Origin of the sequence: Streptomyces rimosus (assembly GCF_008704655.1) — a bacterium.
GTDB lineage: Bacteria > Actinomycetota > Actinomycetes > Streptomycetales > Streptomycetaceae > Streptomyces > Streptomyces rimosus.
The window spans coordinates 4436612-4459602 of the sequence record NZ_CP023688.1 but is presented as its reverse complement, the minus strand read 5'-3'; the positions used below and the strand labels follow the sequence as shown (position 1 = coordinate 4459602).

General features: G+C 71.0%; 19 protein-coding genes, 2 tRNA genes and 1 pseudogene. 12 read left to right on the top strand and 10 right to left on the bottom strand.

Features of this window, described 5'->3' with window-relative positions:
• Positions 1–3: 3 nt before the first annotated feature.
• The 5 genes and pseudogenes from CP984_RS18795 (at position 4) to CP984_RS18775 (ending at position 4597) form a co-directional block, all read left to right on the top strand.
• Positions 4–1175: pseudogene (locus tag CP984_RS18795) on the top strand (bifunctional MaoC family dehydratase N-terminal/OB-fold nucleic acid binding domain-containing protein).
• On the top strand, positions 1172–1585 hold the full coding sequence (locus CP984_RS18790; RefSeq protein ID WP_003983527.1) for a MaoC family dehydratase: 414 nt from the start codon (positions 1172–1174) through the stop codon (positions 1583–1585). The pseudogene CP984_RS18795 and the gene CP984_RS18790 overlap by 4 nt, the downstream one beginning before the upstream one ends.
• Complete coding sequence (locus tag CP984_RS18785; protein WP_003983528.1) at positions 1582–2748, top strand: lipid-transfer protein; 1167 nt, start codon at positions 1582–1584, stop codon at positions 2746–2748. The genes CP984_RS18790 and CP984_RS18785 overlap by 4 nt, the downstream gene beginning before the upstream one ends.
• 156 nt (positions 2749–2904) lie before the next feature.
• Positions 2905–3756, top strand: coding sequence for a DUF1906 domain-containing protein (locus tag CP984_RS18780; RefSeq protein ID WP_003983529.1), 852 nt, complete (start codon positions 2905–2907; stop codon positions 3754–3756).
• A gap of 307 nt (positions 3757–4063) precedes the next feature.
• The gene (locus CP984_RS18775) at positions 4064–4597 is read left to right on the top strand and encodes a SigE family RNA polymerase sigma factor (protein WP_030185583.1); all 534 of its coding nucleotides are present in this window, start codon (positions 4064–4066) and stop codon (positions 4595–4597) included.
• Between the two features lie 24 nt (positions 4598–4621).
• Here CP984_RS18775 and CP984_RS18770 read toward each other — a convergent pair whose 3' ends face one another.
• From CP984_RS18770 to CP984_RS18755, 4 genes are all read right to left on the bottom strand, one after another.
• Entirely contained in the window at positions 4622–5461 is an 840-nt protein-coding gene (locus CP984_RS18770; protein WP_226048672.1) for an MOSC domain-containing protein, read from the bottom strand.
• A 147-nt stretch (positions 5462–5608) separates the two neighbouring features.
• Entirely contained in the window at positions 5609–6631 is a 1023-nt protein-coding gene (locus CP984_RS18765) for a methyltransferase domain-containing protein (protein ID WP_003983532.1), read from the bottom strand.
• 619 nt (positions 6632–7250) lie between these two features.
• Positions 7251–7457: a DUF397 domain-containing protein gene (locus tag CP984_RS18760; RefSeq protein ID WP_003983533.1), complete on the bottom strand. Its 207-nt coding sequence runs from the start codon at positions 7455–7457 to the stop codon at positions 7251–7253.
• 9 nt (positions 7458–7466) lie between these two features.
• Entirely contained in the window at positions 7467–8321 is an 855-nt protein-coding gene (locus CP984_RS18755) for a helix-turn-helix domain-containing protein (protein WP_030185576.1), read from the bottom strand.
• Positions 8322–8568: 247 nt separating this feature from the next.
• Between CP984_RS18755 and CP984_RS41305 the strand changes: the two genes are divergently transcribed.
• Positions 8569–9021, top strand: coding sequence for an ATP-binding protein (locus tag CP984_RS41305; RefSeq protein WP_003983535.1), 453 nt, complete (start codon positions 8569–8571; stop codon positions 9019–9021).
• Between the two features lie 50 nt (positions 9022–9071).
• On the opposite strand, the gene CP984_RS18745 is transcribed toward CP984_RS41305, so the two are convergent.
• The 3 genes from CP984_RS18745 to CP984_RS41300 all read right to left on the bottom strand — a co-directional run bounded on the left by CP984_RS18745 (position 9072) and on the right by CP984_RS41300 (position 12628).
• Positions 9072–9551, bottom strand: coding sequence for a hypothetical protein (locus CP984_RS18745; RefSeq protein ID WP_003983536.1), 480 nt, complete (start codon positions 9549–9551; stop codon positions 9072–9074).
• 62 nt (positions 9552–9613) lie between these two features.
• Positions 9614–9745 carry a lasso RiPP family leader peptide-containing protein gene (locus tag CP984_RS18740; protein ID WP_106434790.1) on the bottom strand — a complete coding sequence of 44 codons (132 nt, stop codon included), beginning with the start codon at positions 9743–9745 and terminating at the stop codon, positions 9614–9616.
• A 2010-nt stretch (positions 9746–11755) separates the two neighbouring features.
• A complete protein-coding gene (locus CP984_RS41300; protein WP_003983539.1) occupies positions 11756–12628 on the bottom strand; it encodes a hypothetical protein in 873 nt (290 codons plus the stop codon).
• Between the two features lie 48 nt (positions 12629–12676).
• Here CP984_RS41300 and CP984_RS18730 point away from each other — a divergent pair, with 48 nt between their 5' ends.
• From CP984_RS18730 to CP984_RS18720, 3 genes are all read left to right on the top strand, one after another.
• On the top strand, positions 12677–13132 hold the full coding sequence (locus tag CP984_RS18730) for a hypothetical protein (RefSeq protein ID WP_139679692.1): 456 nt from the start codon (positions 12677–12679) through the stop codon (positions 13130–13132).
• A 16-nt stretch (positions 13133–13148) separates the two neighbouring features.
• Positions 13149–13550, top strand: coding sequence for a hypothetical protein (locus CP984_RS41295; protein WP_156100256.1), 402 nt, complete (start codon positions 13149–13151; stop codon positions 13548–13550).
• Positions 13551–13630: 80 nt separating this feature from the next.
• Positions 13631–15283: a long-chain fatty acid--CoA ligase gene (locus CP984_RS18720; protein ID WP_003983542.1), complete on the top strand. Its 1653-nt coding sequence runs from the start codon at positions 13631–13633 to the stop codon at positions 15281–15283.
• Here CP984_RS18720 and CP984_RS18715 read toward each other — a convergent pair.
• From CP984_RS18715 to CP984_RS18705, 3 genes are all read right to left on the bottom strand, one after another.
• The gene (locus CP984_RS18715; protein WP_003983543.1) at positions 15267–15920 is read right to left on the bottom strand and encodes a DUF6886 family protein; all 654 of its coding nucleotides are present in this window, start codon (positions 15918–15920) and stop codon (positions 15267–15269) included. The genes CP984_RS18720 and CP984_RS18715 overlap by 17 nt on opposite strands.
• 257 nt (positions 15921–16177) lie before the next feature.
• On the bottom strand, positions 16178–20470 hold the full coding sequence (locus CP984_RS18710; protein WP_032923156.1) for a hybrid sensor histidine kinase/response regulator: 4293 nt from the start codon (positions 20468–20470) through the stop codon (positions 16178–16180).
• Between the two features lie 193 nt (positions 20471–20663).
• Complete coding sequence (locus tag CP984_RS18705) at positions 20664–21185, bottom strand: SSI family serine proteinase inhibitor (RefSeq protein ID WP_003986401.1); 522 nt, start codon at positions 21183–21185, stop codon at positions 20664–20666.
• A gap of 365 nt (positions 21186–21550) precedes the next feature.
• On the opposite strand from CP984_RS18705, the gene CP984_RS18700 reads away from it, so the two are divergent.
• The 3 genes from CP984_RS18700 (at position 21551) to CP984_RS18690 (ending at position 22975) form a co-directional block, all read left to right on the top strand.
• Positions 21551–21641: transfer RNA gene (locus tag CP984_RS18700), tRNA-Ser, on the top strand.
• A gap of 502 nt (positions 21642–22143) precedes the next feature.
• The gene (locus CP984_RS18695) at positions 22144–22770 is read left to right on the top strand and encodes an HD domain-containing protein (RefSeq protein WP_030184339.1); all 627 of its coding nucleotides are present in this window, start codon (positions 22144–22146) and stop codon (positions 22768–22770) included.
• A 132-nt stretch (positions 22771–22902) separates the two neighbouring features.
• Positions 22903–22975, top strand: a tRNA-Arg gene (locus tag CP984_RS18690).
• Positions 22976–22991: the final 16 nt, after the last annotated feature.

Here is a 22991-nt window from a genome sequence, read left to right as displayed (position 1 = left end):
CCGATGGGCGTGGCAGAAGAGGCGTCCTCGCGCCGGGAAAGCGGCGCCCCGGGCCGGCCCGCCCCCGAGGGCCGATCCGACCTCGACGACCTGCACGCCCGCCTGAAGGCATTCGAAGGGCAGCCCGCCGTCACCGGCGGCACCGGCAAGGACCCCGTCAACGCGCCCATGATCCGCCACTGGTGCGAGGCCATGGGCGACGGCAACCCCGCCTACGAAGGCCCCGACGCCGTCGCGCCGCCCACCATGCTGCAAGCGTGGACGATGGGCGGCCTCTCCGGGCACCCGGGCCGCTCGCCCGCGTACGACGCGCTCTTCGCTCTGCTGGACCAGGCAGGGTGCACCTCGGTCGTCGCGACCGACTGCGAGCAGGAGTACCTGCGGCCGCTGCGCCCCGGCGACCGGATCACCTTCGACGCGGTCATCGAGTCGGTGTCCCCGCGCAAGACGACGAAGCTGGGTACGGGGTACTTCGTCACGACGCGGATGGACGTACGGACGGATGGCGAACTCGCCGGTACGCACCGCTTCCGCATCCTCAAGTACGCGCCGGCCAGTACCCGTTCCGTACCCTGCTCCCGACCCCAACCCCAACCCCACCCCCGCACTCAACCCCCTCCCACCCCCGCCCCGTGATCAACCGAGACAACGCGGGCTTCTGGGCCGGAGTGGCCGACCGCAAGCTGCTCATCCAGCGCTGCACGCATTGCGCGACCCTGCGTTTCCCCTGGCTGCCGGGCTGCAACCACTGCGGCGGCGACGGCTGGGACACCGTCGAGGCGACTGGCCACGGCACGGTCTTCTCGTACGTCGTCATGCACCACCCGCCCTTCCCGGCCTTCGACCCGCCCTACGCCGTCGGGCTGATCGAGCTGGCGGAGGGCGTGCGGATGGTGGCCGGGGTGGTCGGGGTGCCGCCCGAGAAGGTACGCATCGGCATGCCCGTACGGCTGGAATTCCGGACCGTGGAGGAGGACCTGGTGCTACCCGTCTTCCACGGGGGCCAGGCAGAAGACCCCATCCACGGGGGCCAGGCAGAAGACTCCATCCACGGGGGCCAGGCAGGAGACCCCACCCATGGGGACCAGGCAGGAGACCCCATCCACGGAGGCCAGGCAGAAGGCCCCACCCATGGGGACCAGGCAGGAGACCTCCTCAACGGGAGGCAGTCGTGAAAGCCGGTGACGAACTCCCCCCGCTGACCATCCCCGTCACCCGCACCCTCATCATCGCCGGGGCCATCGCCTCCCGCGACTACCAGGACGTGCACCACGACACCGAAGCGGCCAGAGCCAAGGGCTCCCCCGACATCTTCATGAACATCCTGACCACGAACGGCCTCGTCGGCCGCTACATCACCGACCACTTCGGCCCGCACGCCGTCCTCCGCAAGGTCGCGATCCGCCTCGGCGTGCCCAACTATCCGGGCGATGAGCTGGTGCTACGGGGAACGGTCACCTCCCTGGACGGTGACACGGCGGAGATACGGGTCGTGGGCTCCAACCGCCTCGGCCACCACGTCACCGGCACCGTGACGGTGACGGTCCCCGCCCACCCCCCGGCCGTCCCGGAGCCCACCCCATGACTCTCCACCGCGCGGACACCCTGGGCGGCCGGGCCGCCGTCGTCGGCATCGGCGCGACCGAGTTCTCCAAGGATTCCGGCCGCAGCGAACTGAAGCTGGCCGTGGAAGCCGTACGGGCCGCCCTGGACGACGCGGGGCTCGGCCCCGGCGACGTGGACGGCATGGTCACCTTCACGATGGACACCAGCCCCGAGATCACCGTCGCCCAGGCGGCCGGGATCGGCGAGCTGTCGTTCTTCTCCCGCGTGCACTACGGGGGCGGCGCGGCCTGCGCCACCGTCCAGCAGGCGGCCCTCGCGGTCGCCGCGGGAATCGCCGAAGTCGTCGTCTGCTACCGGGCGTTCAACGAGCGTTCGGGCCGACGCTTCGGGGCCGGGGTGCAGCGGCGCGAGCCGTCCGCCGAGGGCGCGGCGCTCGGCTGGAACCTGCCCGCCGGACTGCTGACGCCCGCCTCCTGGGTCGCCATGGCGGCGCAGCGCTACCTGTACGGGTACGGGCTCACGCCGGAAGCGTTCGGGCAGGTCGCGGTCGTCGGCCGGCGCCATGCCGCGCGCAACCCGGCCGCGTACTTCTACGGGAAGCCGATCACCCTCGCCGACCACGCCGCGTCCCGCTGGATCGTCGAACCGCTGCGGCTGCTCGACTGCTGTCAGGAGACGGACGGCGGCCAGGCCCTCGTCGTCACCACGGCCGAACGGGCCCGCGACCTGCCGCACCCGCCCGCCGTGATCCGGGCCGCCGCGCAGGGCGCGGGCCGCGCCCAGGAGCAGATGACCAGCTACTACCGGGACGGTCTGACCGGGCTGCCCGAGTCGGCGGTCGTGGCGCGGCAGCTGTGGCGGACGAGCGGGCTGCGCCCGGCGGACATCGACGTCGGCATCCTTTACGACCACTTCACCCCGTTCGTGCTGATGCAGCTGGAGGAGTTCGGGTTCTGCGCGCCGGGCGAGGCGGCCGATTTCGTCGCCGCGGGCGGGCTGCCGCTCAACACGCACGGCGGGCAGCTGGGCGAGGCGTATCTGCACGGCATGAACGGCATCGCCGAGGCGGTACGGCAGCTCCGCGGCACCTCCGTCAACCAGGTGCCGGGCGCGGCCCGCGTCCTGGTCACCGCCGGCACGGGCGTACCGACGTCGGGGCTGGTGCTGGGCGCGGACGGCTGAGAAGCACCGAACCGCGGCGGCCCCCGGCCCCGGCGACGTACCAAGCCGCAGTCACCCCCGCCCCCGGCAACGCACCAGGCACCCGTAAGGCTGAATGCGCGCTCCCATTGGCGTGTCCGGCGGGCCGCTCCCCGTACCCGCACTTTGACTCCCGGTATGGGATCAACAAAACGGATCATCCGACGGAGTCTGCTGTTCCCCACCGTCCTGCTCACGGCCCTGCTCGGCCTGCTGGCCACCCTCCTCGCCCCGGCCGCCGGAGCGGAGCCCGAACGGAGCTGGCCGCGCGGCCCGAACGTCTTCCAGGGCTGGGCGTTCGACACCTGCAAGGCGCCGCCGCTGAGCACCCTGCAAGCCTGGAAGGAGACCAAGTACCGGGGCATCGGCATCTACTTCGGCGGCCGCGGCCGTGCCTGCCCCACCCAGCCGAACCTCAGCGCCGACTGGGTGCGCTCCGCCGACCGCGCGGGCTGGCGGATGCTGCCGCTGTACGTCGGCTCGCAGGCGCCGTGCGTCGTCAACAAGAACAAGCGCAAGGTCACCATCCGCGGCAATGCGGAACAGGTGGGCGCGAGCGAGGGCCAGGACGCCGTGCAGCGCGCCAAGGCGCTGGGCATCGCGCCGGGCAGCGCGCTGTACCTCGACATGGAGGCGTACAGCCTGCGGAACACGTCCTGCACCAGTAAGACGCTCGGTTACATCAGGGCCTGGAACCGCGAGACCCGCCGCATGGGTTACGTGCCCGGCTTCTACAGCAGCGCCGACTCCGGCGTACGACACATGGAGCGCGCGCGGCAGGCGGGCGCCCGGGACCTGCCGTCGGTGATGTGGTTCGCGCGCTGGCACAGCAAGCCGAATCTGTACGGCGAGCCCGAGCTGTCCCGCCAGGCGTGGCGTCCGCACCTGCGTATCCACCAGTACGCGGGCAACGTGGCGGAGTCGCACGGCGGGCGCCGGCTGATCATCGACCGCAACCAGGTGGACGCCCCGGTCGCCGTGATCCAGTAGCCCGGCAGCCCGGCAGCCCGGCAGCCCGGCAGCCCGGCAGCCCGGCAGCCTGACAGCCCGGCTGGCCGGCAGTCCAGTAGCCCGGCATACCGGCCGACCACGGGCAGGGCCCCGGCACACGGGGGCCGGGGCCCTGTCGAAAGTGGTCGAGTGGTCTGACCAAAGTGGGAACGGCACCCTGACGGGGGACGAGTGGCTGTCCGCCTTTAGGAGGTGGGGCCAGCACCACCTGTACAACTTGAGAGGGAGAGGGCTTCGGCACCTGGGGGCGATCCGTCGCGGCGTCCCGCGCTTCTAGCGTTGGAGCATGACCACGCCAGTGTGCACCAGCGCTTCCAGCGCCGCTGTGTTCCCGTCGTTCTCGTCGTACGTACGGGCCCGCGGGCCGGTGCTGCTGCGGACCGCCCGCTCGCTCACCGCCAACCCGAGCGACGCCGAGGACCTGCTGCAGACCGCGCTGACCAAGACGTTCGTGGCGTGGGAGCGGATCGAGGACCACCGCGCGCTGGACGGCTATGTGCGCCGCGCCCTGCTGAACACCCGCACCTCGCAGTGGCGCAAGCGCAAGGTCGACGAGTTCGCCTGCGAGGAGATACCCGAGCCCGACCCGGTACCGGCCCCCGACCCGGCCGAGGCCCAGGTGCTGCGCGACGCGATGTGGCGGGCGGTGCTGCGGCTGCCGGCGCGGCAGCGGGCCATGGTGGTGCTGCGGTATTACGAGGACCTGAGCGAGGCGCAGACCGCGGAGGTGCTCGGGGTCTCCGTCGGTACGGTCAAGAGCGCCGTCTCCCGGGCCCTGGCCAAGCTTCGCGAGGACCCTGAGCTGGCGGTCGCGGCGTAGCCGTACGCCCCCCTCCGCGCCCCCTCACACCACCCGTACCGCATCCCCCTGCCGGATCCGCCCCGGCCGGACGACCTGGGCATACACCCCCGCGCAGGGCTGCGGCCCCATGCCCTCCAGCGGCACCACCCGGTTGTGCCGCGCGGGTACGCGCAGCGCGTCCGGGTCGCGCGGCAGCCTGCCGTGTTCCAGCGTCGGTACGGCGCACCGCGGCGTACGGGCCACGATGCGCAGGGTGAGCTCGTCGCCGATGCGCAGCTCATGGCCGGGCCAGTCGTTCTCGACGAACCCGGCGGCCTCGGTACGGATGACGATGTTGGGACGGTAGCGCTCGGCCTCGACGGTGGTGGCGCGCGGCCCCAGTTCGGTGATCCGGTCGAGGGTGGCGCGGGTGATCAGGTGCAGCGGCGCGTAGTCGAAGAAGGTGCCGGGCGGCGCCTGCGAGGCGATCTCCAGGGTCTCGTTCCCGACCTCGGCCGCTTCTCCGGCGGCCAGCACCTCTTCGGGCTGCGAGCGTTCCAGGGTGGCCTTCTCGGGCGGGGTGTCGGTCAGGGTGACGGGCTGCCCGAGGTGGGCGGAGAGGGTCTTGTCGACGTGCGCGTCGGTGGAGCGTACGGTCCGGCCGGAGGGGAGCGTGATCCGTACGGCGCCGTCGATGATCTCCGCCCGCAACTTCAGCAAGTCGCGCCACAACCGTGGATTCTTGGCACTGGCGACCTGGCCGGTCGTCTCGTGCACCAGCGCCAGCGCGCGGTCCCCCGTCAGCCCGCGGGCGTCCGCCGCGATGTCCGGAACCTCCTCACCGAGCAGCGATTTCACCGGATAACGCCACAGCGTGGTCACCGTTCCCACCATCGTCCCCATACCCCCAGGCTGCCATGACCGTAGTGTCCGAGACTCCTGATTTCTCGGTGCGCGGGTCACATACCGCGTGATAGGGGGACAGCGTGGCCGGGACTGTGCCGCCGGGGACCGTGAGCTACGGGGCGCGCTGCACCCGGCGCGCACGGGCTACGGCGTGAGATCCCACCGCCGCCCGTCCGGAATGTGCCATACGTGATGCCGCCCGTCCGGCTCGCAGGCGTAACCGAACCGATCCTGCGCCGGACGGCCGTGCTCGTTCCACCACCGCCAGGCGGCTTCCACGGTCGCCCAGAGATCGCGTGCGCCGCCGTAGGTGACGGAGCCGGGGCGTTCCCCGGTGATCGGCGACCGGGCCCACGTCCCGTCGCGCTGGATCTGGAGCGACAGGGCGCCATCGGCGGCGCAGTGGTAGACGAGTTCGGCGTACGGCAGGTGGAAGGCCAGGAGCAGCCGGAAGGGGTAGTGGGTCCGCAGGTCGGCCGCGGTGACCGTGGTGGGGCGAGTGGCGGCTTCCGGTGCGTACGGGGGCCGGCGCTCGCGGAAGTACGTGTGGGCGTCGCCGCGGGCCGCCATGAAGCGGGCGGTGGTCCGGGTGAAGCGTCCGGCGGCGTGCCGGCCGTCGACGGTGACGCGGACGAGGCCGCCCTCGATACCGAGGTCGAGGTCGGTCAGTACGGCCCCACCGGTGCGCGTCCTGCGGAGCCATGCGTCGGGGATGGACCGTACGGAACAGGTGGCGATGACGCGGTCGAAGCCGGGGCGGCCGGGACGGCCGGGATGTTCGGAGTGGGCGTACCGGGCGTCGTGGACGCTGAGATGCGGGGTGAGGCCGAGGCTCGCCAGGCGGGTACGGGCGGCCTCCGAGAGCGCGGGGGCGATGTCGCTGGAGTGGACCAGGCGGGAGCCGAGGCGGGTGCACAGGAGGGCGGTGAGGTACCCGGTTCCGGTGCCGATGTCCCAGACCCGGTGGCCGTCGCGGACGTCGAGCTCTTCCAGCATGCCGGCCACGAGGTGCGGCGCGGTGCCGGACGAGGTGGGCAGGCCGGTCCAGGTACGGTCGCCGACCGGTTCGGCGGTGGCCGGGTCGAGGGCGGTGACGAGGGTGCGGTCACTGTAGGCGGCGCTGAACCACGCGTCCCGGCCCTGTCGCAGGCGTCCCGCAGGCGCCACGCGGTGACGCCGTTGTCCGTGGTCTCCTGCTCGTACCAGCGCGGCACGAAGACGTGGCGGGGTACGGCGGCGAAAACCCGCGCCCACTCGGGGCTACGGAGCGCGCCGCCCTCTTCGAGCGCGGTGACGAGCGCGGCCAGCCGGGGCCTTACGTCGTGGGTGAGGGTTGCGTTCACGGCGCCACTCCTTGCGGTTCGTTGGCGAGGGCTTCGGCGCAGGGCGTGCCGCCCACCGGGGAATGACCGTTCCTCGGAGCCCGGTGCGCAAATGTCGCCGCAGCGTCTTTCTTCCCCTACGGCTCAGCCCCTTTACGGGCATGCGTAGACCTGCTGCGTCGAGGTAATTGATGGCCCCCTCCCCGCATAATTTTAGGAGAAATCGACGGGGAGGGGATTTACGGAACCCTCATGCCGGTGGCTATGAGAGGTGCGCGCCGGGCCATGCCATGCCCTTGCGGTTTCGGCTGCGGAACGGCGCGTGCAATGAACGTAGCGCCATGCTCGGCAGTGGTGCAAGTGTGGACCGGTACAACCATGCAAGGTGGCATATGCAAAAAGCCCCCGCCCAAGTCAGGGCGGGGGCTGCGCCCCTGCGGCGAACGAATGTCCGGTAATTCGTACTAGTTGACGAGGTGGTCGAACTCCCCGTTCTTCATGCCCGCAATGAACGCGGCCATCTTCGCGCGACTAGTCGTTATGGTGCTGCTGGGGTCGTCGCTCTCACGCATCACGATGCTTCCTTCGTGCGTTGCGACCTCGATGCAGTTTTCTCCGCCGCCCCCCGAGAAGGAAGATTTCTGCCAGTTGATCGGGTTGATCGCGCTCATGCTCTAGGCTCACATTTCCTTTGCGATGTTGTGTACGAACTGCCGCGACTCGGTTTCGTTCAGAGACGCGTGCTCGGCGATATTGAGCAGGCTGTTGTACTTCTTCAGGTCGGCCTCCGAGTCGAGGAACCGTCCACCAAAAGCCGCATCGATCTGTACGGTGTCCAGCTGCTCAACCGTTCCATGCGCGTACATGACCGGCTGCGTGACCTCGATGAACCTTTCGTTCGTGAACGGAATCACCCGCACGGACACGGTGGGCATGTGTGAAACCTCGACAAGGTACTCGAGCTGCTCGCGCGTGGCCTTGCGTCCGCCGAATCGCATCCGCAGGGCGGCCTCGTGGAGAATCGCGGAGTAGGGAGTCGCCGTTGGGCCCACGAAGATGGCCCTCCTCTTGAGCCGATGCTCGATGCGCGTCTCGACCGCGTTACGCGGAAGGGCTGGTGTGACTCCTTCGAACAAAGTGCGCGCGTACGCCTCGGTCTGGAACGGGCCGGGCATAGTGGTTGACTGCAACGAGCGAACCGCAGTTGCGTGCAGCTCCAGCTCGGCGATGTCCAGCCAGCCGGGCGCCAGGATGCCCCGGTAATCGTCGAACCAGTGCGTTCCCCTGCGCTCGGCGGCGATCTCGCACAGGGCGTTGATGAGTGGTTCGTTGTCGCACTGGTAAAAGGTCGTCAGGCGGCGAATGCGCTCTTCGCTGATTCCGAGGCGGCCGGCCTCGATGTTGCTGATGCGGGCCGCATCGGTGGACAGCAATCCGCCGGCCTCGCGTGCTGTCCGCCCGGCACGCTCGCGTAGCTTCCGAAGCTCGACACCGAGCCGAATCTGTCGGGCGGTCGGATTGTCCCTCGGTGGCATGTGTCCCTTTCCCTTGTCACCCCTGAGTGTGCCGGGAACGGCCTCACCGGTCTACCTGCCGACGCTCGTTCGGGGTACAGGGTTGTACCGGTGCAGTGTTTCACCCTATGGTCGCTGGCAGCACCGCGCCGCACGCCGAAATGCCGAAGTGCAGCCGCTCGCGTGCGCCTTCGGGCGGGCGTTCCTTGGGGAGTGGCCAGGGACACGGCAACGCGTAACGCGCATCACCGCGTTGGGAGACGTAGCCATGACTCTCGCATCCCTGAAACGACCCCCCGCACTCCCCGAAGCGCACCCCCACTCGTTCCGGTTCGACCTGGTCAGCGGCGTGGCCGCGCCGGAGATCGCCCGGACCGTCGTGGCCGACCTGATGAACCTGACCGGCAACGCCGAACTCGTCGACGACGCACGGCTGTTGGTCAGCGAGCTCGTAACGAACGTACACCTGCACACTGACACGGCCGTCGTACGCCTCGACGTGGCCGTACACCCCGCGTCCGTACGCGTGGCCGTATGGGACGACGCACCCGGCAGCCGCCTCCTGAGCCTGCCCGCCCTGCCCGATGACGGATCGGGGCGCGGCCTGCTCCTGGTCGAGGCCCTGGCGTCCCGGTGGGGCGTCTACCGGCCCAACATCAACACCCGTCGGCGCAAGGGGGTGTGGTTCGCGCTCGACCGGGGCGGGAGCGGCGCTCCGTAACCCCGCACGTCCGTGGGCAGGCAGCCGCAGCCAGCCGTACGCAGCCGAAGTCAGTCGGCGTCGGCGCCTTCATCGGCTGTCTGCCAGGCGGACATGTCCATTTCCTCCTCGCGCGGCTCCCACCCGGACGCTACGTCTGGGGCGGGGCCGGCGAGCACCCGCAGGTGGAACGGACGGTACTCGTCGTCCGGGTCCTCGACGGTGAAGCCGGCGGACGTCAGGATCGCGGCCATCGCGTGCATCATCGCGGCCGATATCTGGCCGGGGCGCCGCAGAACGGGATCGTCCATCAATCGGAGGCGGAGAGCGCGGACCGCGCACTCTCGTAGGCGCGGGCTGGCCTCCCAGTCCACATACACGCCACCGGCGGCGTCGGCCCCATCGTCCACTTCCACCTCGGCTCCACCGGCCAGGGCGTGATGCAAGCCGGGCGCAAGCACGGGGAGACCGGCGGCGGGCAGCTCATCGCGCACCTTCGCCGCCAGGGCCTCCAGGCGCGCGGACTCTTCCGCGCCCACCTTCTCGAACATTCGCTCAATTTACGCACCCCGGGCCGCCGATGGGAATCACACGCCCCACGGCGGCCACGCACCTACGCCAGCCCGAAGAACGCCGAGTACCCGTCCCAGTAGAGACCGGAATAGCCGTGCGTAACTTCCCCGAAGTCGCCGACCTCGGCAAGCTCGGGGGCTTCGTAGTCGGCCTCTTCCCAGTTCTCCTGCATGATCCGACCTCCATACGGAACGCGTACGTGCCAAGAGGCTTCCCGGGTACAACGGTCGCGGTGCCCACCCTTTGGGGTGGTCGGGGGTGCGCGGGGCGTACGGCCCGGCGTGAGTACGGCCACCGCGCCCCCCGCCCGACATGGCGAAGATGGCCTGATCCCGGTCGGCCCCACGAGGGCTCCGCCCCCTCCCCGTACCGCTCACCGGCGGTGTCGCGGAGCCGCCCCGCGCCGGGACAACGGCCGAATACGCACTGGCCGGGTAGTGACATACCGCGAGGAACACCAGCACAATCGCCAGGAACTTACTCCCGTCCAGCCGCGGCCAGCCGGCCGAGGTGTCTTCCTCAGCGACCAGAAGCCGCGACAGCATCAGGACACCGTTGGCGGCCTGGTTGCTGTTGTCGGACGCACCGCGCGACTGCCAGACGTTCGCCTGCCCGGTCGCGTCCACCGGCCACGAGTACGTCGGAACGGGGCCCGGGTGGTCGAGGACGATGTCGGCGGTACCGCTGCGCAGCGTCGGGGTCCCCAGCCGCAGGCGCTTGACACGTCGGCCGGACTCCGGATCGCGGTATGACGCGATGCGCCACTCGAACCCGCCCTCGACCGCGCCGAGCTTTGCGAGCAGGTCGCGGATCGTGGGCAGGTCGTACCGGCTGTACATATGGTCGCGCACCATTCCGGGCAGGTGGAGGTCGTAATCGATGCCGATGTCTCCGCCGGCGGCCTGCTGCGCGTAGTCGACCAACTGCCTCGCGATGTCGAACTGATTGACACCGGCCGCGGTCATCGTGTCGTACAGCAGCCGGTGATTGAGGTACGAATCCCAGGTGGCGGCCTGGATCTGCATGGACAGAAGCCCGCGGTTGCTGCTGACGTTGGCGGTCCACAGGATGCCGACCCACCAAATCTCGCGGCCCCGCTCGACCCACACGGCCCGCAAGAGCGGCGTTCGGTATGGGGATGGTGGCGCCGAGCGACCCGCTCTTGCCGATCCAGTCACCAAGGGACACCCCCTGTATGGGCAGGGCGTCGATGACCTGGTCGGTGCGCAGGTCGCAGAACAGGGCCCGGTAGGGGTCCGCCATGATCACCCCCGGGTCACCGGCGCGCTCTTGCACGACATCGCCGTGCTCTAAGCCGGTGGGTCGCACAGCTGGACGTGCCTTCCGCGCAGCCGCACTCCTACGAGCGGCTTTTCGGGCGGATGCAGACCAGTCGTCCAGGCGCACACCCTGAACGGGAAGTGCGTCGATGATCTGATCGGTGCGCAGGTCACAGAACAAGGTTCGGTAGGGGGCCGCCGTGATCACTCCCGGGTCACTCGTACACGCGGTCTGGGACTGGGACGGCACGCTCTTGCACGACATCCCCGTGGTAATGACCGGTGGGTCGCGCACCCGGACCCGTACTGCGTTCCTCTAACGCGGTTCTCCGAACGGAACTTCTGCTCGAATGGCCCCTGTGACCTGGCGCTTCATGAGTGGTGCCTCTCGGAGGACACCCAAGACCGCGGATACAGAAAGCGCTCGTGAAGGAAGAGGAAGGCAGGGTTACCGGTCTATACCCGACGGCCAAACCGGGCTATACCCGACGGCCAACCGTGCGCTGTAGGCGGACTTTTGGCCCAGTCATGAAAGTTCGCCAGGCGATTTTGTACACATCAGGCTCATGACGTGCCCAGGTGGCGATCTGAGAGCATGAGAAAGAGCCCACACCGGGCCTCTTGGCTCCCAACCTTCGGCCCGGTGGGGCTCGTTCCGGAACGCTCTCCTGCGGAAGGAAGCAACTCCTATGAGCAAGTCTACGGACCCCGGCAAGGACCAGCCCAAGCCCGCCGCCACGGCTCGCAAGCGTCGGTTACCTGCGTGGTTCCGCTGGGTACGGCTGCTGCTTGCCCAGATCGCACGGGGTGCGGCCTACGGGTTGGGAAGTGCAGGCGTGACATCGCTGCTGTTGTGGTGGCAGAACCATCATTGACCGACAGCGGTCCCGCTGCTGCATTTGTTAGTCGGTCCACCAGGTGTATCCGAACGCCAGCCACGAGGACGACGCGCGCTGAAAGGCGGCGGTGATCTTGACTCGGCCGCTGATCTCGCCGCGGACGGTGCCGGCCGGAGAGGTCGCACTGACCTCGCATCCGAACGATACCTCGGCGTACGAGGTGGGGGACTGCGTGGGCCAGTACGTCTGCGGCAGGGTCGGACCCGGCAGGGGTTGCCCGTCGGCGGGGATGAGTCCGGCGGTGCGCAGGATGCGCCCGCGGAGGTGCACCTGCGTGCCGCACTTCCTGATCTCGTTGGCCGCGCGCCGCATCGGGGATACGGCGGCGAGTTTGGCCACGGCCCAGCCGGGCGCGTCCAGCCCTGCGGCGAGCTGCCGCGCGCACAGTTCGAGCAGCTGCCGCTCGACACCGGCGTACAGGTCCGCGGTCACCGCGGCGAGGTACTCGACCTGATCGGGGGACACGGGCATGTGCACCCCGATCAGGCAGCGAGCGGGAAACTCCCGACCGGGTCGGGGGCGGCCTGCCCGGTCTCCGCGTGAATCGCCGCCCGCGTCGAGCAGGTCGCCGAGGCGATCCTGCGTCGCCGTGTCCCCCACGGTGATCACGGGGGTGTCGGCGAACAGCAGATCGGCGGAGGTCTGCGCGATCTCTCCGGCGAGCGGTATGTGCAGCCGGTGCTCGCGCTGGCTCGGCGGGCGGTGGCGGCCCCACAGACGGCGGCGGCCGTCGTGGCGCTGCTGCGGAGCGTGCCGGTAGACGTTGGTCAGCTTCTTACGGTCGCCGGAGTACCACGCGTCATCAACGCGGATATCGGCGTACAGGGGCGCGATGTCCCGCGGCGGCCATGCTGCGCCGGGCTCCGGCAGGGACAACTCGCCTCCAAATGGTGATCACGACTACCTGATGCGTAGGTTGCGTACATGAGTGAACCGCAGCGTGTGCGCAACGAGTTGAGCGGCACCGTGAATGGGAACGCCATACAGGCGGGTGCTATCCACGGTGACGTTGTGTTTGGGGCACCCACCAGCCCGGAGTCAGAGGAGCTACAGCGTCGTTTGGAGCAGCGGCAGCGGCGGATCTTGGACGCGGAGGATGCCCAAGCTGCTGAAATCGAGCGCAGATGCGAGCAGTACCTGAAGCGGCTTCGCTGGGGACGACGGGCGGCCGTCATCATGCTTCCGTTTGCGATTCCTGGCGTCGTGATGCTGTCGGCGCACGGATGGATACTGTCCGGTTGGCAAGGAAGGTGGGGGCTGTTCGGATTGCCCGTGTGCGCCTTGGGCCTGTACAGCCTCGCCTTTTCCACATGGGTCATCAAGAGGGCGGAGGCGGGCAAGCCCATCAAGATTCCGCCGCGTACTCCGTGGTCCCGGTGAGCAGGTGGCGCCACTCGTGAGCTGTGCTGTGCACCGCGTACCGCAGCGCGTCAACGGAGTGATCGTTGGCTTCGACCGGCCGGACACCCTTGTGGCGCAACGGGATGCCATCAGGCGCGAACTGGACAAGATCGCCGTGGTCGAGGAACTGCCCAGCGCCGAAGAGTTCCGGCCGCCGGCCGTAGGGCTGATCGAAGAGTGGGACACGCTCCTCACGGCCGAGCGCAACGCGATCATTCGGCAACTCGTCCGACGGGTGGCGCTCATCCGTAATGGCGAACTTGGCGAAGACGGACTGATCGGGATTCACCCGGTGTGGGAGCCGGACCCGTGGGCGCCGTTGGATGCACCGCTTGCCGACGGCGCCACAGAGGTATCGGCCACCACGTCAGCGGCTGAATTGCTGCCGGCCGGGTAGTGACATACCGCGAGGAACACCAGCACAATCGCCAGGAACTTACCCGCGCGTAACAGGCGCACCCTATGGGGAGGCTCCCGGTGCAGAGCACGATGCAAGACGTACCCCTGCTCGTTTCGAGGATCTTGACGCATGGCGCGACGATCCACGGAAAGGCCGAGGCGATCACCTGGACCGGTGAGGGCGAACCGCACCGCCGCAGTTACGCGGAGATCGGCGCCCGCTCCGCGCAGCTCGCCCATGCGCTCCACGACGAGCTGGGGGTCCGCGGCGATGAGCGGGTGGCCACTCTCATGTGGAACAATTCGGAACATTTGGAGGCGTATCTCGCGATTCCCTCCATGGGCGCCGTACTCCACACGCTCAACCTCCGCCTGCCCGTCGAGCAGTTGGTGTGGATCGTCAACCACGCCGCCGACCGCGTCGTCCTCGTCAACGGCTCGCTGCTGCCGCTGCTGGCGCCGCTGCTGCCGCACCTGCCGACCGTCGAGCACGTCGTCGTGGCGGGGCCCGGCGACCGCTCCGTACTGGAAGGCGTACGGCCGCACGTCCACGAGTACGAGGAGCTGATCGCAGGACACGCGCAGCACTTCGACTGGCCGGAGCTGGACGAACGGGAGGCCGCCGCGCTCTGCTACACCTCCGGCACGACCGGCGACCCTAAGGGTGTCGCCTACAGCCACCGCTCCCTGTACCTGCACTCCATGCAGGTCAACAACGCGGAGGCGTTCGCGCTGGGCGGCCAGGACATCGCGTTGCCCGTAGTGCCGATGTTTCACGTCAACGCCTGGGGCCTGCCGCACGCCTCCTTCATGGCGGGTGCCTCGCTGCTGATGCCGGACCGCTTCCTCCAGCCCGCGCCGCTGGCCGAGATGATCGAGACCGTACGGCCGACCATCGCCGCCGCCGTACCCACCATCTGGCAGGGTCTGCTCGGAGAGTTGGACGCCACGAAGCGGGACGTCACCTCGCTGCGCAACGTCGTCATCGGCGGCTCCGCGTGTCCCCCGTCCCTGATGCGCGCCTTCGAGGAGCGGCACGGACTGCGCGTGGTGCACGCCTGGGGCATGACCGAGACCTCGCCCCTCGGCACGGTCTCGCACCCGCCCGCCGGCGTCAGCGGCGATGAGGAATGGGCCTACCGCGGCATGCAGGGCCGCTTCCCCGCCTCGGTGGAAGCCCGGCTCGTCGGCCCGGACGGGGTGCACCTGCCGTGGGACGGGGAGTCGGCGGGCGAGCTGGAGGTGCGCGGGCCGTGGATCGCGGGCGCGTACTACGGCGGTACGGAGGGCGCCGACCAGCGGCCCGGCGACAAGTTCAGCCCCGACGGCTGGCTGCGCACCGGTGACGTCGGCACGATCACGCCGGACGGCTATCTGACGCTGACCGACCGGGCCAAGGACGTGATCAAGTCCGGCGGCGAGTGGATCTCCTCCGTCGAGCTGGAGAACCACCTGATGGCCCACCCGGAGATCGCGGAGGCCGCCGTGGTGGCCGTACCGGACGACAAGTGGGGCGAGCGCCCGCTGGCCGCCGTGGTGCTGCGGGAGGGCGCGAACGCGGCCTTCGAGGAACTGCGGGCCTTCCTCGGCGAGCGGGTGGCGCGCTGGCAGCTGCCGGAACGGTGGACGGTGGTGACTTCCGTACCGAAGACGAGTGTCGGCAAGTTCGACAAGAAGGTACTGCGCAAGCAGTACGCGGACGGGGAGTTGACGATTACGCGGGTGGGGTGAGAGGAGCTGACGTTTCCGCGGGCGGTGGGGTGAGACGGCGGCGTACCGGCTTTCGCAGGACCGGGCTCGGCGCCGTCCGGGTGGGCTGCCCTGGACCCGGCTCCCGAGCCGGCTTCGCGTTGCGCAGCCGGATGCCGCTGAAGCCGAGCGTGCTGGTGATCACCTCGTCCCAGAAGCCCCACAGGTTGTCGAGCACCCGCAGCTGGATTCCGGCATCCCGGTGCAGCTTCAGCAGGTCTCCCACCGGCTCGGGCGGTGCCAGCGGTACGACGGGCTCCGTCGCCACGACCGCGCTCGGCACCGGTTCGCCGAACGGGCGGAAGGCCGCGGCCGGGAGCCGGTAGGCGAACAGTTCGGTGGTACGCAGGCGGTCCAGCCAGTCGTACTCGATCGCGTGTACCCGCTCGCCGCCGCCCGGCCCGAGAACGCGGGCGCGGTCCTCCGCGGTCGTGCCCGGCACCGTCCAGGCCATGGCCCGCGGGCACTGGCGCGGAAACCAGTAGTCCGGCGCGCGGTCGCTGCCGACGGCCCAGACGTACGCCTCGGGCTGCCGCGCGGTCGGGGCGACGTGCGGCACGAACCGCGTGATCGTGGGGTCTTCGGAGAAGTGCAGGACTTCACCGGGGGCGGGGCGCATGCGGTGTTTCTACTGGAGGGGGGCGGTGCGCCGCCAGGGGATTCCCGAATTCGTGGGTGGCGCGCCGCCCATGAGATGCCCGGCGTGGGGGTGGCGCGCCGCCCATGAGATGCCCGGCACGGGGGTGGCGCGCCGTCTATGAGATTGCCGGCGCAGGGGTGGCGCGCCACCCCTCGCTGCGAGCTCGATCGACTCGTACCGCTCAGGGCGAGCCGCTTGGTACGTACCGCCGGCCCGCCCCGCTTGTTTCGTACCGCTCAGTTCGTACCGATCTTCGCGAGCAGGTCCACGATCCGGGCCTGGACCTCCGCGCTGGTCGAGCGCTCGGCCAGGAAGAGGACGGTCTCGCCCGCCGCGAGGCGCGGGAGCTGGGCCGGGTCCAGGTCGGCGGAGGTGTAGACGACCAGCGGGGTGCGGTTGAGCAGGCCGTTCGAGCGCAGCCAGTCGACAATTCCGGCCCGGCGGCGGCGTACCTGCATCAGGTCCATCACGACCAGGTTCGGCCGCATCTGGGCCGCCAGGTTCACCGCGTCCGCGTCCGTCGCCGCCCGCGCGACCTGCATGCCGCGCCGCTCCAGCGAGGTGGTCAGCGCCCCGGCGACCGCGTCGTTCTCCTCGGTCAGCAGGACCCGCGGCGGGTGCTGCTCGCTGTCGCGCGGCGCGAGCGCCTTCAGGAGTACGGCCGGGTCGGCACCGTACGCGGCCTCCCGCGTCGCCTGGCCCAGACCGGCCGTCACCAGCACCGGCACCTCGGCCGCCACCGCCGCCATACGCAGCGACTGCAGGGCGGTACGGGTGATCGGCCCGGTCAGCGGGTCGACGAACAGCGCCGCCGGGTATGCGGCGATCTGCGCGTCCACCTCCTCGCGGGAGTTGACGATGACCGGGCGGTAGCCGCGGTCGCTCAGCGCCTGCTGGGTGGAGACGTCCGGCGCCGGCCAGACCAGCAGCCGGCGCGGGTTGTCCAGCGGCTCCGGCGGCAACTCGTCGTCCATCGGCTGCGGTTGCGGCTCGGTGACCTCGACAGCGCCGTTCGGTCCGTCCAGCGGCTCCGGCCCCTCGCTGCCCTCGTCGGGCGCGGAGACGGCGAAGGCGCGGCCTTCGGAGGAGTTCAGCAGGTGCTGCTGCGGGTGCTGCGGGTTCTGCGAGCGCTGCGGGTTCTGCGAGCGCTGCTGGGGCTGCTGCTGAGCCTGCGGCGCCGGGTGCGGCTGGGCCTGGCCCGGAGCGTGGGCGCCGGGCTGCGGGTGCGGCCGGGCCTCGGCGGCGTCGGCCGCGCCCTCCGCCTCCTGCGGCGGCTGGGCCAGCTTGCGGCGGCGCCCCGAGCCGGCCGCGGGGGCGCCGGGCGCGGCCGGACGCTGCTGATCGGCGATCTGCTGCGAGAACGGCACGCCCTGCCCCAGCGTCCGCACGTTGAACGCCCGCCCGTGCGAGTGGCCCGCGGCGGGCCCGCCCGCCGCGTCGTCACCCTCGGCCGCCTCCGGGGAAGCGGGCGCGGGCATCGGCTGCTGGGGTGTGGCCGGGTCCGAGGCGGGGTGCTGGGTTGCGCTGGGGGTGTCGGTGGGGTTGGGGTGGCTGGGCTGTACGGGTCGGCCGGGCTGGGCCTGCGGCTTCCCCGGCTGACCGGGCTGGCCGGGCTGTCCGAGCTGGCCCGGCTGCCCAGGAACCTGCTGGGCAGGGCCTTGCACCGGCTGACCCGGCCCCTGAACCTGCTGTCCCGGGCCCTGCTGAACCTGTCCGAGGTCCTGTCCCAGGTCCTGGCCCAGGCCGTGTCCCAGATCCTGCCCAAGTCCCAGGTCCTGCCCCTGACCGCGCTCTCCCGCCTCGGCCTCCGCCGGGCTGGGGCGTCCGCGCCGCCGCCCGGTGGGCGCGGGCTGGCCCTCCCCGGCCGCCGGAGCGCCTACGGGGCCGGTCACCGGCCCGTCCTCCAGGGGGTGCGCGACCAGGCCCTCAGGACCCGCGACAAACGTGCCCGTCGACTCCGAATCGGCCATCGCGGCAGCCGCCCGCTCCTCGGCGGCGGCCCGCCGGGCACGGCGCCGACCGGTCGGCTCGGTGCCCCAATCGCCCTCGGGCACACCCGAGTCGGTCACGACCCTGGCCTGCTCGCCGACGACCTCGGGGCCGGCCGTACGGGCGCGGCGGCGGCCCGTACCCGGACTCGCTCCCGTACTCGTAGCTGTACCTGTACCTGTACCTGTACCCGCACCGCCGCTGCCCTGCGGCCCTGCGGACTGACCGGGCAGGACCGGCAGCGAGGGCAGGGGGGACTGCGGAAGCTGGTCGGCGGCGGCGGGCGGCAGCGCGAACGCCGGGTTCTGGTTACGGGCCACGGCCTGCGGGGCCTGCGGCTGGTTCGGGATCGGCCGCTCGGCCGTGTCGGCCAGCGCTCTGCGCGCCCGGCGCCCGGTCGGCTGGGCCTGGCCGCCCTGGGCCGCCTGGCCCGGTCCCTGCGGGCTTCCCGCGCCCGCCGGGAGCGCGGTCCGCGCTGAGTCCTCAGGCGCGTCCTGAACCCGGCGCCGACCGCCCGGCGGGACGACCTCGGCCCCGGCCATGCCCTGCGGCATCCCGGGCACACCCGGCTGAGCGCCCGTACGCCCGTCGCCGACGACGCCCGTACCGTCGCCACCGGGCACCGGCCCCCGCGGCCCGGCCGCGTCGGCCCCGCTGCGCGCGCGGGGCACCGGGCCGTTGCCGCTGCCCTGACCGCTCCCTGCCGCCGCCGTGCCGCCGCCCGGCTGCTGCTGTACGGGTACGTCGCCGTGCTGCTGCTGTACAGGTACATCGCCGTGCTGCTGTTGCACGGGTACGTCGCCGCGCCGCGCACGCCGCCGCCCGGTGGGCGTGTCCTCGACCTCGCTGTCCGTACGGCCCGTACCGGCACCCGGTGCGGCAGAACCACCACCGGGGCCGCTCACCGGCCGCAGCCCAGCAGCAGCCCCGCCGGGCGCCTGCGCCTTCTCCCCCTGCTGCTGCGTGCCCCGCGCCCGCTCCGCGGGCACCGGCATCACGGTCGTCTCGTTGCCGGTGGCCTCGCGCGTGCCCGCGCCGGACACCGGCGCGCCACTGGCCGACACCGGCACTTCCAGTACGTACGCGCTGCCGCCCGCGCCCGGCACCTTGTGGGTCTGCAGGACGCCGCCGTGCTGCCGCACGATGCCGCGCACGATCGGCGCGTGGACCGGGTTGCCGCCGCCGTACGGGCCGCGCACCTCGATCCGTACGACCTCACCGCGCTGCGCGGCCGCCACCACGATCGTCGAGTCCCCGGAAGCGGCCTCGGAGCCGTCGCCACCGGCCTTGCCCGTGGCGTCCACGCCCGCGACATCCGCGATCAGGTGGGAGAGCGCCTGTGCGAGCCGGGTCGCGTCCACCTCGGCGTCGATCGGCGGCGCGTGCACCGCGAACTGGGCGCGGCCGGGACCGATCAGCTCGATCGCGCCCTCGACACCGGCCGCCACGACCGCGTCGAGCGAGACCTTGTCCCGTTCGAGGCGCTCGCCGCCCGCGTCCAGCCGCTGGTAGCTCAGCACGTTGTCGACCAGCGTCGTCATCCGCGCGTACCCGGCGGCGAGGTGGTGGAGGATCTGGTTTGCCTCCGGCCACAGCTGGCCGGCCGGGTCGGACGCCAGCGTGCCCAGCTCCGCCTTCAGCTCCTCCAGCGGGCCGCGCAGCGACTGGTCCAGTACGGCCAGCAGCTGCGCGTGGCGCGCCGCCAGCGCGTCGTACGGACGCCGGTCGGTGAACGTCATCACCGCGCCGACGAGCTGGTCGCCGTCGCGCACCGGCGCGGTCGTCAGGTCCACCGGGACCGAGCGGCCGTCCTTGGCCCACAGCGCCTGCCCCCGCACCCGGTGCTTGCGCCCGGAGCGCAGGGAGTCGGCGAGCGGCGTCTCCTCCCAGGGCAGCGGCGTGCCGTCGGCCCGCGAGTGGTGGATGAGCGGGTGCAGCTCCTTGCCGCCCAGCTCGCTCGCCCGGTAGCCGAGGATCTGCGCGGCGGACGGATTGACGAGGACGACCTTGCCCTCGGAGTCGACGCCGACCACGCCCTCGGCCGCCGCGCGCAGGATCATCTCGGTCTGCCGCTGCTGGCGGGCCAGCTCGGTCTCGGTGTCCAGCGTGCCGGTCAGGTCCCGTACGACGAGCATCAGCAGCTCGTCGCCGGTGTAGCCGTTGCGATGGTCGGCGTACGCGGCCTCGAAGGCGGACTCGTACGGCGTACGGCCGTCCTCCAGGTTCGCGCTCGTCACCTCGACCAGCAGCTCGCTGCCGTCGGTGCGCCGGGCGACCATCCGGGTGGGCTTCGTACGCGGGCCCTGCTCCTCCTCGTCCCGGCGCCGCATGGAGCCGGGGATGCGCTTGGAGTCGAAGGTCGGCAGCAGGTCGAGCAGGCCCCGGCCCACCAGGGCGGTGCCCGGGGCCTCGAAGGTCTCCAGGGCGATGGCGTTCGCGTTGACGACCGTGCCGTTGCAGTTGACCAGCAGCAACGCGTCCGGCAAGGCGTCGAGTATGGCTGCGAGGCGAGCAGCGCCTCGGGATGGCCTGCTGCTCACGACGACGCTTCCTCCCTGCAGTTACCGCACCTTGCCGAGTTTGCCGTCACATCCGTGGCGGGTCACTGGAAGGGAGTCTACGGGCAGCGGCTGAGGACGCGGAGACGGATGACGAGGAGGTAGTGCCACGGGATTGTGCGACTCGTCGCACGCCCGACATGTGCCCCGCGTCCTGAACTGGCCCGCTTCTCCGTCACGAAGTGACCGCGGGCAGCACCGGTACGAACCGGTCCCAGCGGCCGATCTCACATCCGTTGGTGCGCTTGAACTGGGCGTTCACCGGGCGTCCCGCCCACGTACCGGTAACGCGCGCGGTGATGGGCCCGCCGTACTGCATCGTGCACTTGCTGTCCTTCGGTACGCCCGCGAACGCGTCCTTGCCCCAACGGGTCAGGCTGTCGAGCTTGTCGCAGGCACCGCGCGCGTCGGTGTGGGTGCCGCGGGCCGGGTGGCAGTACAGCTCGTACGTACCGTCCTTGGCCGCCTTGCCGGAGTCGCTGACGGTGACCGTGAGGTGGTCGGAGGGGCGGGGCAGCAGCGGGATCGGCGCCGTGACGGAGGGGGAGCCGATGGCGACGTCGGCGGGGGCGGCCGGGGTGGCGGTGGCGGCCGGGGTCGCAGCGGCGATCGGGCCGGTCAGGGCGAGGGCGGCGGTGGCGGTGATGGTGGCGGTGGTGGCAGCCGTGGCGAAGCGGGACAGCCGGGGGTGCGGCATCGCGGACTCCTGGGGGTGTGGGGACAGGTCCGGGGGCGGTACGGAAGCGTTTCCGCCGGGACCCGTCCCGTCCCCGCAGCGTCTAACGCGGCCCCGGGCACGACGTTGCGCGGCACCGCCCGCACGGCCCGATGTTTGAGAGCCGTTCGATTCGCCGCGGGGGCGTCTCGCCGTGTGGCGGGCAGGGGCGCGCTCCCGTCCCCGGGACGCCGGCCCGGGCACGCGATGCGCCCGAACCGCCCCGGGAAGTCCTTTGCGGGGCGGCCCGTGGGCCGAGTACCGTAGGGGTCGATTGGTGACAGCACACGGTGCTGTGCCATCATCTGGTCACGCCACATCGCGCTCACGCGCGGTCTGGGGTGTGTGGAGGCGTCGCCTAGTCCGGTCTATGGCGCCGCACTGCTAATGCGGTTTGGGTTTTAAAGCCCATCGAGGGTTCAAATCCCTCCGCCTCCGCTCTTTTTCGTTCGGGCCCCGGTCATCACGACCGGGGCCCGAACGCTTTCCCGCCCGTACGGCGCCCGGAATCCGCCGTAGACGCCCCACGAAATCCGCCGTACGCACCGACGGCGCCACCGCCCACCCGCACCGCACCTGACCGGAACACCACAGGCGCAGGCACCGGTATCGCCGCCACTCTGGTGCTATGACGAGCAATCGTGACCAGATGCCTTCTGATCCGGGGCGGTCTCGCGATCCGGGCCGGTCTCCCGCCCCGTCCCGCCAAGATCCGGACCCCAGCCCCGCCGATACGGGCCCCGACCCCACCCCCACCGCCTCGGACCTCACCCCCGCCGCCTTGGGCCCCACCACCCCGGGCTCCGCCCCCACCGCCTCGGACCTCACGACCCCGGCCGGTACGGCCCCCACCCCCGGCGCTTCGGACCCCACCCTCACCACCCCGGACCCCACCCCCACCCGCCGCGCCACCCACACCGCGCACACCACCCACACCCACATCGCCGGCATCCCCATCCCCGACAGCAAGCTGGCCCAGGAGGCCACCGAGCTGATCCGGGACACCACCGACGAGCTGATCTACCACCACTCCCGCCGGGTCTACCTCTTCGGCGCCCGGCACGGCCGCGAGCGGGACCTGTCCTTCGACGCGGAGCTGCTCTACGTAGGCGCCCTCTTCCACGACCTCGGCCTGACCGAACGCTTCCGCGCCTCCCACCAGCGCTTCGAGCTGGACGGCGCCGACGAGGCCCGCCGCTTCCTGACCGCCCACGGCGTCCCGGCCGACCGCGCCCGCCTCGCCTGGGAAGCCATCGCCCTGCACACCACACCGGAGATCCCGCACCACATGGCCCCGGAGATCGCCCTCGTCACCACCGGCGTCGAACTCGACGTCCTCGGCATCGGCTACGACACCCTCCCGCCGGAGACCCGCGACGAGATCCTCACGGCCCACCCCCGCCCCGACTTCAAGCGCCGCATCCTCCGCGCCTTCCACCAGGGCATCACCCACCGCCCGGAAACCACCTTCGGCAACGTCAAGGCCGACGTCCTGGCCCGCTTCGACCCGGACTACACCCGCCCGAACTTCGTACGGATCATCGAGTCCTCCGCCTGGCCCGAGTAGCCCCCACCCGCCACCGCCAAGACGTTTCCGCAGGTCAGAGGGGGTGGACCTATCGGATTTCGCCTCACGGCGAGGTTCGTGTAATGTTCTTTCTGCAACGCCGACCGGCAAGAAAAACCGCCGGAAAGCCAAGCGCTCGTAGCTTAACGGATAGAGCATCTGACTACGGATCAGAAGGTTGCAGGTTCGAATCCTGCCGAGCGCACAGCAGGTCAAAGCCC